General features: G+C 63.5%; 8 protein-coding genes. 6 read left to right on the top strand and 2 right to left on the bottom strand.

Annotated features, from left to right (window positions below; translation table 11 throughout):
* Positions 1-684 (bottom strand): thiamine pyrophosphate-binding protein (locus WCB02_RS05515; protein ID WP_423956827.1); only part of this gene is annotated, 684 nt, incomplete at its 3' end.
* Positions 685-954: 270 nt separating this feature from the next.
* Here WCB02_RS05515 and WCB02_RS05510 point away from each other — a divergent pair.
* From WCB02_RS05510 to WCB02_RS05495, 4 genes are all read left to right on the top strand, one after another.
* Positions 955-2,241: an ABC transporter substrate-binding protein gene (locus WCB02_RS05510; protein ID WP_423956826.1), complete on the top strand. Its 1,287-nt coding sequence runs from the start codon at positions 955-957 to the stop codon at positions 2,239-2,241.
* A gap of 108 nt (positions 2,242-2,349) precedes the next feature.
* Entirely contained in the window at positions 2,350-3,225 is an 876-nt protein-coding gene (locus tag WCB02_RS05505; RefSeq protein WP_423956825.1) for a branched-chain amino acid ABC transporter permease, read from the top strand.
* An 8-nt stretch (positions 3,226-3,233) separates the two neighbouring features.
* Positions 3,234-4,160 (top strand): branched-chain amino acid ABC transporter permease, encoded by a 927-nt coding sequence (locus WCB02_RS05500; protein ID WP_423956824.1) that lies wholly within the window; start codon positions 3,234-3,236, stop codon positions 4,158-4,160.
* Positions 4,157-5,626 carry an ATP-binding cassette domain-containing protein gene (locus WCB02_RS05495; protein ID WP_423956823.1) on the top strand — a complete coding sequence of 490 codons (1,470 nt, stop codon included), beginning with the start codon at positions 4,157-4,159 and terminating at the stop codon, positions 5,624-5,626. Before WCB02_RS05500 ends, WCB02_RS05495 begins: the two co-directional genes overlap by 4 nt.
* Before the next feature lie 114 nt (positions 5,627-5,740).
* Here WCB02_RS05495 and WCB02_RS05490 read toward each other — a convergent pair whose 3' ends face one another.
* Positions 5,741-7,516, bottom strand: a complete 1,776-nt coding sequence (locus WCB02_RS05490; protein WP_423956822.1) for a chloride channel protein — start codon at positions 7,514-7,516, stop codon at positions 5,741-5,743.
* A 359-nt stretch (positions 7,517-7,875) separates the two neighbouring features.
* Here WCB02_RS05490 and WCB02_RS05485 point away from each other — a divergent pair, with 359 nt between their 5' ends.
* A complete protein-coding gene (locus WCB02_RS05485; RefSeq protein ID WP_423956821.1) occupies positions 7,876-8,529 on the top strand; it encodes a cytochrome c3 family protein in 654 nt (217 codons plus the stop codon).
* Entirely contained in the window at positions 8,526-11,396 is a 2,871-nt protein-coding gene (locus WCB02_RS05480) for a 4Fe-4S dicluster domain-containing protein (protein WP_423956820.1), read from the top strand. The genes WCB02_RS05485 and WCB02_RS05480 overlap by 4 nt, the downstream gene beginning before the upstream one ends.
* The last annotated feature ends 2 nt before the right edge of the window (positions 11,397-11,398 follow it).

The following is an 11,398-nucleotide window of genomic DNA, read 5'->3' as shown; positions in this document are numbered from 1 at the left end:
CTCCGCTACCGCAATGACTTCGTCGGTCGCGTCGAGTGCGCCGGCGCCGACCAGCATTGCGACTTTGTTGCCGCCGTTCAGGACTTCTGCGGCGGCGCGCAAGGATTCCTCGTCGGGCAATTTGGCGGGACCGGCATATCCCACCCCCGTATGCGTGGCCCCATGGGCCATCGGCGGGTCCTTGTACTCCAGCTCCTGAAGATCATTGGGCAGAATGACGCAGCTGACGCCCCTTCTCACATGCGCGATGCGCACCGCCCGATCCAGCAGGTGGCGGACCTGAACGGGTACACTGGCCAAGCCGACGAATTCCGCAACGTCGCTGAACAGGTTCTGGAGATCGACTTCCTGCTGATAGCTGGCGCCGAGCCCGGATCTCGCCTGCTGTCCGACCAGGGCTACGACCGGAACGTGATCCATCTTGGCGTCGTAAAGCCCGTTCAGCAAATGGATCGCTCCTGGCCCGGAGGTCGCATAGCAGAGGCCGACCTGGCCGGTGAACTTCGCATGCGCGGACGCCATGAAGGCAGCCATCTCCTCGTGCCGCACCTGGACGTATTCCATTGTTTCCCGGGCGCGCTCGAGGGCGACGTCGAGGCCGCCGACGCCATCTCCCGGATATCCGTAGACCCGCTTCAAGCCCCACTCCGACAGCCGATGCCAAACATATTCGCTGACATTCATGATGATTTTCCCTGCAGATCTTTTCGGCCGACAATGAGGATTTCGCCGGGCCAACGCAGTGCGAAAGCAAATGTTGCAAGCGGGCCAAGCTTTCGCTGCTACGACTTTGGTTACAAGCGACAGCTACACGCAGAGGTCCGATGGCGCCGACCGAATGCGACGGTCCATCGGATGCTCTCACGGCAACTTGTAGCAAAAAATAGGAACAAGGCCGCTGCGCGGACCTTACGCAATCCAGAGGCGACACGATAAACAACGGAGGAAAGTTCGATGAAAGCGGACAAGCGAATGCGCGTCTCGGCGCAACGTCTCACCGTGGGCAGCGCTGCACTGGTCGCGTCTTTGGCGTGGCTCACGCAAAGCGCACAAGCCGCAGAACCCATCAAGATCGGGGTGATCGGCGAAGAATCGTCGGTGGCGGGAGCCTCGATCACGAAAGCGGCCCAGATGGCCGCCGACGACATCAACGCGCACGGGGGCGTCAACGGTCGCAAGATCGAAGTCATCACCTACGACGATCATTCCTCCGCGGCAGACGCAGTCAGGGCGTTCCAGCGGGCGGCGGACGAAGACAAGGTGGTCGCAGTGATCGGGAGCTACATCAGCGAAGTCGCGTTGGCGCTCGAACCCTGGTCTGCAAGACTGCACATGCCTTACATCACGCCCGGCGCCGCAAGCAACGACATCTCGAAACAGGTTCACGACGACTACTCCCACTACAAATACACCTTCCACGGCTGGCTGACCTCGGCTTTCATTGCCCAATCGATTTGCGATTTCGACAAGGACACGCTGGTCAAGGACTTCAATATGAAGTCGACGGTGATCATGAGCGAGGATGCCGCGTGGACCACGCCTCTCGATGCCCGTTACCTCGAATGCCTGCCAAAAGCCGGTCTGAAGGTGCTGGACCACATCCGATTCAATCCCGACACCACCGACTTCACGCCGATCTTCAACAAGATCGAAGGCGAGCATCCCGACGTCATCACGACCGGCATCAGCCACGTGGGTGTCCAGCCGACCGTGCAGTGGCACGAACAGCAGGTGCCGATACCGATGACCGGCCAGAGCTCCCAGGCAACGACCAGTTCGTTCTGGAAAGACACGAATGGCGCGGCCGAAGGCATCATCACGGCGACTGCCGCTTCGCCCGGCGTCGCGCTCACGCCGCAGACCATCCCTTTTACCGAGGCTTACACCAAGCGCTTTGGCGTTTCGCCGGCCTACGACGGCTATTCGTCCTATGATGACGTCCACATCATCGCCGACGCCGTGAAGAGCGCCGGCTCAACCGACCCGGACAAACTGGTGGAGGCGCTCGAGAAGACGGACTATGTCGGCACCATCGGCCGCGTCCAGTTCTATGGCCGGAACGATCCGTACACGCACGCCATCAAATACGGCCCCGGCCTGATCACCGGCGTCGACATCCAGTGGCAGAATGGAAAGCAGATGACGGTTTGGCCACGCGACAAGGCCAACGCCAAGATCGAATTCCCGGCCTTCGTCAAACTGCCGAAGCAGGCCGCCAACACGAGCCAGAAGGCGGGATAGCGGACTCCGTCGGCCACACAAGGTTCACCCGGACCCGCACACAGACCTTCGCCTTACGACACGGACCCCGTTGTCGTAAGGCATCCAACCACCTGGATATCTCCGTCCATGCAAGCGCTGCAGATACTCGTCGACGGCTTCGCGATCAGCTCTCTTTACGCCTTGGGAGCGATCGGCTTCACCTTGATATTCGGCGTATCGGGAGTGCTCAACCTCTCCCACGGCGCGATCATGGTCGTTGCGGCGTTGATCGGGTGGTACGCCGGAGGCACCCTCGCCTTCGGGACCTACCTCGGTGCATTGGCCGGCGTGGCCGCCGCACTGGCACTGGCCTATCTCACCTATTTCGTCGTCGTGAGGCCGATTCAGCGGTCTCGTTCCATCGCTCATGAGGAAACGGAGATCTTCGTCCTGACGGGCACATTGCTCTGGGGCATCATGATCCAGGTCGGCATGTCCTATCTCTTTTCCGACAACCCGGTGACGATGCTGCCGCTGGTTTCGGGTACCAGCGATATTTTCGGCGTGACAACGCCCAACAATGAAATCCTGGTGGCGGTGCTATGCTGGCTGGTGATGTGCCTGCTTTGGCTGTTCGTCAACCGAACCGGTGCCGGGAAGGCATTGCTCGCCGCATCCATCAACCCGCGCGCGCTCACCCTGCTCGGATTTAACCTTTCGCGGATCTATTGGCTGGTATGGGGCATCTATGGCGTGCTCGCCGGCATCGCCGGCGTTTTGCTGGCGTCATTCCTCGGCGTCAGCACCAACAATGTGAGCCAGCTCACGGCGAGCGCGTTCTCCATTGTCGTGTTGGGCGGCCTTGGAAGCGTGTCCGGTTCGCTGATCGCGGCCTATGTGGTCGGCTATCTGGAGACGGCGACCGCCTACCTGATCGCTCCGACATTGCGGCCCATCCCGGCGCTGATACTGCTCGTGCTCGTCGTCTACGCGCGCCCGCAGGGATTGCTCGGTCGCAGATAGGAACAGCCATGCATGCCTTGCTCAAATCCCGGCTGTTCTGGATTTCGATCGGCGCGGTCGCGGTGGCGGCGTTGCTGCCGCTATGGCTGTCCGCCTATCTGCTCGGCGTACTCACAGGCGCCTACTATTTCGGCGTCTTTGCGATGAGTTGGGATCTTCTGTTCGGCTTCGCGGGAGAAGTCAATTTTGGACCGACCTTCCTGATCGGCCTTGGCGCCTATTCGGCCGCCATTCTGAACAATCAATTCCACCTCCCGATCCCGCTTTGCCTGGTCGCCGCGGCAGCGACCGCGCTCGTCGGAGGCGTCCTGCTCGCTGTTCCGGCGCTGCGGCTGCGCGGCCCCTATTTCGGGCTGGTGACGCTGGTCGCCGTCCTCCTGCTGCAGAACGCGATCGTCATCTTCGCCCGCTTCACGGGCGGCGAAATCGGCATGACGGTGTTCAACGTCCTGTCGATCGATGCGGTGACCAATTACTACTACGCGCTGGCCTTCCTGATCGTGTGCGCCGTGATCCTGGCCCGGATCGCCAGCTCGGCCCTTGGCCTGATCCTGCAGGCCAGCGGTCAGGATCCGATCGAGGCGGCCGTCCTCGGATTCAACGTGACCAAGCACAAGGTGGCGGCCTTCTGCATCAGCGCGATACTGTCCGGCCTGGCCGGCGCAATGCTGATCTTCTACATGGGAGCGGCGTCAGTCGATACCGTGATCGACATCGGCATCGGGGTGCAGATCATCATTGCCGCCATCCTTGGCGGCCGCAGGACGATCATCGGCGCCGCGTTCGGCGCCGTCTTTCTGATCGTCGCGAGCGAATTCCTGCGCCCGCTCGGGCAACTCAACACCTTCGTCGTGGCAGCGGTCGCACTCGCAGTCATCCTACTGTTCCCGGACGGCATGCTCGGCCTTGCACTGCGCGTCAGGGGGTCGAAGTGAGCCCGCCTCCTTGCCTCGAGGTCCGCGGATTGCGCAAGGCGTTCGGAGGGCTGGTCGCCGTCAACGGCATCGATTTCGATCTGCATGAAGGCCGGATTCTCGGGCTCATCGGCTCGAACGGCTCCGGCAAGTCCACCGTGATGAAGCTGATCATGGGCATCGAAAGACCCGATGCCGGCACGATCAGACTCAACGGCGTCGACCTTGCCGGGCTTCCCCCGCATCGGATCGCGCGGGCCGGCATCAGCATCATGTTTCAGCATTCGCGCCCGCTCCATCGCCAGACCGTCTTGGAAAACATCAAGCTGGCACTCCTTCCCGACTCGTTGCTGCGACTTGCGGTCGAACCTGAAATCGTCGAAAAGGCCCGCGTGATCGCCGAGCAGGTCGGGCTCGGAAAGGTCGTCGACCGGCGACCGGGCACGCTGACTTTCGCGGACCTGCGCCGGATGGAGCTCGCCAAGGCGATCGCGCGCAATCCCAAAGTCATCCTGATCGACGAGCCCTTCGCCGGGCTGACGCTTGCCGAGATCGCCGCCTTTTCCGAGTTGATCCGCAAACTCGGCAGCGAGGGCCGCGCCATCCTGCTGGTCGACCACAGCGTCAGGAGCATCTCCGCTCTCGCCGATCACGTGCTGGCGATGTACCTCGGCAAGCCCATCGCGGAGGGTACACCGGACGACGTCATGGCGGACGAGACCGTTCGTCGCGTCTATCTGGGTGGCAAGATCGAAGACACCGGCTATCGGGCAGCGGTCCAGTCCACCGCGAAACCGCTCCTGCAAATCGACCGGCTTGGCGTATTGTACGGCAAGGCCACGGCATTGGACGACGTCCGGCTCGTGGTCAGACAGGGCGAATGCGTATCGATCGTGGGGCTGAACGGCGCGGGCAAAACCACTTTGTTCAATGCGATCTCGGGGCTGGTGCCGTTTTCCGGCAGCATTCGCTTCGCCGAGCGCGATCTCGTCCGCTCAAACGCCGGCGAGATCGCCCGCACGGGCATCGTGCAATGCCCGGAATCGCGGGAATTGTTCGGAACGATGAGCGTCCGCGAGAACCTCGATCTCGGCGGCCATCTTCTGCCGAAGGACAAGCGCCGAGAGCAGCTTGACCGGCTGTTCGAGCTATTTCCCATTCTTTCATCGCGGCAGGCCCAGGCCGCCCGCACGCTGTCGGGCGGCGAACAGCAGATGCTGGCCATCGCAAGGGCGCTGATGATGCAACCGACCTTGTTGATCCTTGACGAACCGACATCGGGTTTGGCGCCGGTCATCATTGAACAGCTTTCAAGAGCGCTCGGCGAGCTGCGACGCACCAGCGCGATCACGCTGCTGCTCGGCGAGCAAAACGTCACTTTCGCGTTGCCGCATGCAGACCGCGTCTATGTCCTGGACCACGGCCGGCTCACCTGGGAAGGCTCGCCCACGAAATTCGCAAGCGAGATGGGCGTGGGATATCTTTGAGAGGGCCGACAAGACGCCGCTTGCACAGCTTGCCGCGCTGGCATGGTTCCTTTTTCCGCCGCATGCGAACCGCGCCGACGCCCTGCCCGGTCGACGGATGGCCTGTCCGGATCGCTACCCGGCAAACGGCCTGATGCTATCGGAAACCGAATCGGCGATGTGTTCCTTGGAGATGACCCCGACGATCTGCGACGGCCGGCCGCGCGCATTTGTTGTCGTGACGACCGCCATGGCCGCGCCGCGGCGTGACATCCGACGAACCACGTCGAACACCACGTCGCCTTCGCGCGCCAGAGTGAAGGTCCGGTTCGCGACGTCGCCGAGGCGGACCTTGGCATGAGCAGACTCAAGCCCTCGCCTCAGCCCGGTATTGATGCGCAAGACACCGGCGATGTGATTATTATTGGCGACCACCACATACTTCATGCCGCCGCTGGCGCCGTGCTGGCGCAGAAACTCGTCGAGATCGGCATCCGCGGGGGCGAGGATGAAGTCGCGCTCCATCACCTCGCTCGCCGATCGGATCAGAAACATGTTGGCATGCATCGCCTTCGGGACCTTGTGCCCGCGTCCCACCAGCTTGATCGTGTAGATGTTCTCCTGTGACAGCAGCCGCCGCACGCCGATCGCCAACGCCACCGCGATGATGCTCGGCATCACCAGATCGTAGTCGCGGGTCATCTCGAAGATCATGGTCACCGCGGTCATCGCGGCGCCGGTGCCTCCTCCCACCATGGCAGCCATGCCGATGATGGCCGCAGTCGTCGTTCCGAAGCCGTCGATCGGGTGAACGGCCGTCACAAGCGCACCGAACGCGCCGCCAAGCGAGGCTCCCATGAACAGCGAGGGCGAAAATATTCCGCCGGAGGCGCCGGAGCCCAGACTCATGAGGGTGGCCGCGAGCTTGGCAACGGACAATAGCAAGAGCAGCGCCGGAATTTCCAGATTGCCGGTGAGGATCGCCTGGATGGTCGCGTAACCGACGCCCTCGACGTAATAACGTCCGCTCAGTGCGAGAAAGGCGTACAGCAGCAATCCCAGCGCGAACATCCCCAGCGCATGGCGCAGATAAGGATTGTCGATGCGTTCGAACACGTCTTCGGCGAGACTGAGGCCGCGCACAAAGGCCGTGGCGGCGATCCCGATCAATGCACCGAGCAATGCGAACAGCAGGAGTGCCGCCAGCGTCGCCTGATGCGAGGACGACAGGAGCGTCGCCGGAATCGCGAAGGCCGGGTGAATGCCGAAAAAGATCCGCCCGACGAAAGTCGCCGCTCCCGTTGCCAGCGCCACCGGAAGAAACGTGCGCGCGCTCAATTCCGGCATCATCAGTTCGATCGCGAACATGACGCCGCCAATCGGCGTGTTGAAGGTCGCGGCGATGCCGGCCCCCGCGCCCGCCGCCACGAGGGTGATGCGCTGCCACGGCTCCATCCGAATGATCTGGCCGAGCGTGGAGCCAAGTGCAGCGCCGATCTGGATGATCGGCCCCTCGCGACCGACCGCCGCGCCGGTGCCGATCGAAATCGCCGATGCCACGGACTTGACGATCGCGACTACCGGCCGGATCACGCCCTCCCGATAATAGATCGCATCCATCACCTCGGGCACGCCATGGCCACGCGCTTCGGGTGCGAATTTGGTGATCAGAAACGTCACCAGAATGCTGCCGAGGACCGGAACAAGGATGATGAAGACGCCCCAGCGGCCGGGTGGCGTGAACAGGCTCGCATCATAGTTTGTCGAGAACAGCCCGAGGAAAGCGATGTTGTGCAGCAAGCCGATCAATGCACGGAAAACGACCGCACCGACGCCGGCGACAAGCCCCACGACGAGTGCAAGAAGCGATAGCCGAACGAGGCCGATCCGTTGTGGCAGCCTGATTTTCATTCCAAATGACGCCCTTCGAGCGGATGCCAGCAAAAAAGCCAATCGGACGACGGCCCGTCGCCGGCCGTCGTTTCGACTGGCCAGCGATGATCCGCCGCACTGGCATCATGGCGGCTCGCCATTGAACGCCGCGGCTTGCGATCCGGTTCCAAGCACAAGAGTGGCAATGATTTCGATCTCCGGCAGCCGGAAGGCCGCATTCCAACCGCGCCGAGGCTTCGCGAGCCGCGGCTCCCAGGCCCGACCAGGACGGAATCGAAAGCCGTTCCGGGTTAGGAACCATTGGTCCATGGTCGCGTTGCGCACTGGTTCCGAGCCCGCGTGCGACATGGCGCCGGATCTGCGGAGAGTAACGGCTGATGCCGCAATTGTTTGGACCCTATGCCGACACGGTCGTTCGAAGCGTTCTGGTCGCGATCGTCGTGGTGCCGTTCCTCGTGGTCGGGGCGGGCTACTGGATCTCAGCTTCCGAATACACGACCGACCAATCCATCACCCTGGACCAGCCCGTGCCCTTCAGCCATGCCCACCATGTCGGCCAGCTCGGTCTCGACTGCCGCTACTGCCATAGTGCGGTCGAGACCTCGCCGGTCGCTGGCATTCCGCCGAGCCACACCTGCATGACCTGCCATTCGCAACTCTACACGCAGGCCGCGATGCTTGCGCCGGTTCGTGAGAGCCTCGCCGAGGATCAACCGATCCACTGGAACAAGGTCAACAGACTCCCTGATTATGTCTATTTCGATCACTCGATCCACGTCGCCAAGGGCATTGGCTGCACCACCTGCCACGGGCCGGTCGCGACCATGCCGCTGATGCGGCAGGCGGCGCCGCTCACCATGGGATGGTGTCTCGACTGTCATCGCAATCCCGGCCCGAACATGCGACCGGCGTCCGCCGTGTTCGACCCGGACTGGCAATTCCCTTCAGACCAGGCGCGGCGCGCCGCGATCCTGGCCCACCAATATCTCGACAACAAGCATCTCACGGACTGCTCGGTGTGCCACCGATGAAAGCGCATGACGAGTTCCCGGACGGTTCGGCGGGTGCAAGGCCGTCACGTGACGCGGGACTGAATCGGCGCTCCGCCCTGAAGTTTTTCCTTGGCGGCGTGGCCACGACGCTGGCTTCGTGCGGTCGACCTCCCGAGGAGGTGGTGCCCTATGTCCAGATTCCGGAGCGGGAGACGCCCGGACTGCCACTGCAATTCGCCAGCGCCTTGCCGCTTGCCGGCTATGGCCGAGGCGTCATCGTCACCTCGGTCGAGGGCCGGCCGATCAAGATCAACGGCAATCCACGTCATCCGGCAAGCCTTGGCTCGACCGACGTGTTCGGCGAGGCGACCATTCTGTCGCTCTACGACCCCGACCGCTCCAAGGCGCCCTACGGCGGCAATCGAATCCAGTCCTGGAGTTCTTTCGAGGCGGCGTTACTGCCGCGGCTTGACCAGTTGCGCGCCAAACAGGGCGCGGGGCTTGCCCTGCTCACCGGCCGCATCACCTCTCCGACCTTGATCGCGCAGATCGATGCGCTGATGCGATCGATGCCCAACAGCAAATGGTATCGCTACGAGCCCGTCGAAGACGATGCCATTCGCGCCGGCGCCATGCAGGCGTTCGGTCAGGCCGCCACTGGGCTGCCGCGCCTGCGCGACGCGCGGGTGGTGCTGACGCTGGATGCCGATCCGATCGGTTTTGGACCGCAACAGATCCGCTCCGGTCGCGACCTTGTTGAGGCGCGGCGCTCGCATGTTCCGACCGACTCGTTGCGGCTCTACACGGCCGAGCCGTCATGGACCTTGACGGGCGCGCTGGCGGACCATCGCGTCGCGCTGCAACCGGAATTGATCCGCAATGTCGCGATCGAGATCGCGCGCGCGCTCGGCGCCGCGGCTGAGCCGCCGCAACTGCCCGGCGAAGCGGAGCAATTCACCAGGGCGGCGGCGGCCGATCTGATGGCCCGGCGCGGCGCGGCCCTGGTGCTCGCCGGGCCACGTCAGCTGGCGGAGGTGCACGCACTCTGCCATTGGATCAACGCCCAGCTGCAGGCGCCGGTGGATTTCATCGCACCGGTCGATCCCGTCGCCACTGGCCATGCCGACTCGCTACGCGGTCTGGTCGCCGATATCCACGCCGGGCGCGTCGGCACCTTGATCATGATGGGCGTCAATCCGGTCTACGACACGCCGGGCGAGCTCGGCTTTGCCGACGCCCTGTCCGCGGTTCCGTTCTCGGTCCAGCTCGGCCCCTATCGCGACGAGACCGCCGAACGCTGCACCTGGCATCTGCCTCAGACGCACGTCCTGGAAAGCTGGTCCGACATCCGGGCCTTCGACGGCACTGCGAGCATCGTCCAGCCCCTGATTCAGCCGCTCTATGACAGCCGAAACGCCCATCAAATGCTCGCGATGCTGCAGGGGGACATGGCGTCGTCCCCTATCGATCTGGTTCGCAGGCAGTGGCAGCCGCAAAGCGGCGCCAATGGCGATCCTGAGGCGTGGTGGCGGCAGGCGCTGCAGGATGGCGTCGTGGCAAATACCGCGTCGGCCAGAATCTCGCTGCCGGCGCCAAAGCTGCCGCAGCTCGCGCCGGCCGCCAGCGCGCAAAACTACACCCTGGTGCTCTCGCCCGACCCGTCCGTCTTCGACGGCAGCATGGCCAACAATGCGTGGCTGCAGGAATGCCCCAAGCCGTTCACCCGGCAGGTCTGGGGCAACGCGCTCCATCTCGCCGAGGAAGACGCCAAGAGCCTCGGCCTGGTCGACGGCGACGTGATTCAGCTCAAGCGAGGTCAGACCAGCCTTGAAGCAGCTGTGCTGGTGCGCGCGGGCCAGGCGCCGCAAACCATCGAGGCGACGCTGGGCTACGGCCGCACGCGCGCCGGCAGCCTCGGCAATGGCGTCGGCTTCGATGTCTACCCGGCGCGGCAAATGGATTCGCCATGGCTGACCGACGGCTTCACCATCGTCCGCACTGGGCGCAACGAAAATCTGTTGCGTACCCAGCATTTCTTCGAGCTGGAGGGCGAAGCCCGGGATCTGCAGCCGCGCCTGACGCTGTCCGACCTTGCCAAGGACGCAGCAAAGCACGATTTCGATTTCAGCAAGCCCGGCGCCAATCCGCCGACGCTCTATCCGGCGCCGCATGACGACACCTACGAATGGGCCATGGCCATCGACGCGTCGGCCTGCATCGGCTGCAATGCCTGTGTCGTTGCCTGCCAGGCCGAGAACAACGTTCCGATCGTCGGTCCCGACGAGATCGCGGAAGGCCGCGACATGCATTGGCTGCGCATCGACGACTATGTCGTCGATGGACGGCCGGGCTTCAGCCCGACGCCCTGCATGCATTGCGAACATGCGCCCTGCGAGCCCGTCTGTCCGGTCGCCGCCTCTGTCCACGACAGCGAGGGACTGAACCTGCAGGTCTACAACCGCTGCGTGGGCACGCGCTTCTGCGAGTCGAACTGTCCCTACAAGGTCCGCCGCTTCAACTTCTTCGGCTATGCCGACGGCGAGGAATATGGCAGCCTCGGTGAGGATATCGTCAAGGCGGTGTTCAATCCGAACGTCACGGTCCGCGCGCGTGGCGTGATGGAGAAATGCACCTATTGCGTTCAGCGCATCAGCCTGGCGCGGCGTGACTCCGAGAAGGAGGGCCGCGCGATCGGCGAGGGCGAGGTCGTCACCGCCTGCCAGGCGGCGTGCCCGACCCAGGCCATCAATTTCGGCAACCTGTCGAATCAAAAGGCGGCCATCCACGCGTTGCGATCAGAGGCGCGAAGCTACGCGCTGCTCGGCGAGCTCGGCACCCGCCCCCGCACGACCTATCTCGCCCGCCTGCAAAATCCGAATCCCGACTACGGAAAGGCGCGGTCGTGACC

Origin of the sequence: Bradyrhizobium sp., assembly GCF_049581145.1 — a bacterium.
In the GTDB taxonomy this organism is placed as follows: Bacteria; Pseudomonadota; Alphaproteobacteria; order Rhizobiales; family Xanthobacteraceae; genus Bradyrhizobium.
Note: the sequence above shows the minus strand (reverse complement) of the source record. Positions and strands in the feature narration are given on the sequence as shown.

Excerpts from the sequence above, each read along its gene's own strand:
- WCB02_RS05490 (WP_423956822.1), bottom strand. The coding sequence starts at position 7,516 with ATGAAAATCAGGCTGCCACAACGGATCGGCCTCGTTCGGCTATCGCTT.
- WCB02_RS05510 (WP_423956826.1), top strand. The coding sequence starts at position 955 with ATGAAAGCGGACAAGCGAATGCGCGTCTCGGCGCAACGTCTCACCGTG.
- WCB02_RS05500 (WP_423956824.1), top strand. The coding sequence starts at position 3,234 with ATGCATGCCTTGCTCAAATCCCGGCTGTTCTGGATTTCGATCGGCGCG.
- WCB02_RS05505 (WP_423956825.1), top strand. The coding sequence starts at position 2,350 with ATGCAAGCGCTGCAGATACTCGTCGACGGCTTCGCGATCAGCTCTCTT.
- WCB02_RS05480 (WP_423956820.1), top strand. The coding sequence starts at position 8,526 with ATGAAAGCGCATGACGAGTTCCCGGACGGTTCGGCGGGTGCAAGGCCG.
- WCB02_RS05485 (WP_423956821.1), top strand. The coding sequence starts at position 7,876 with ATGCCGCAATTGTTTGGACCCTATGCCGACACGGTCGTTCGAAGCGTT.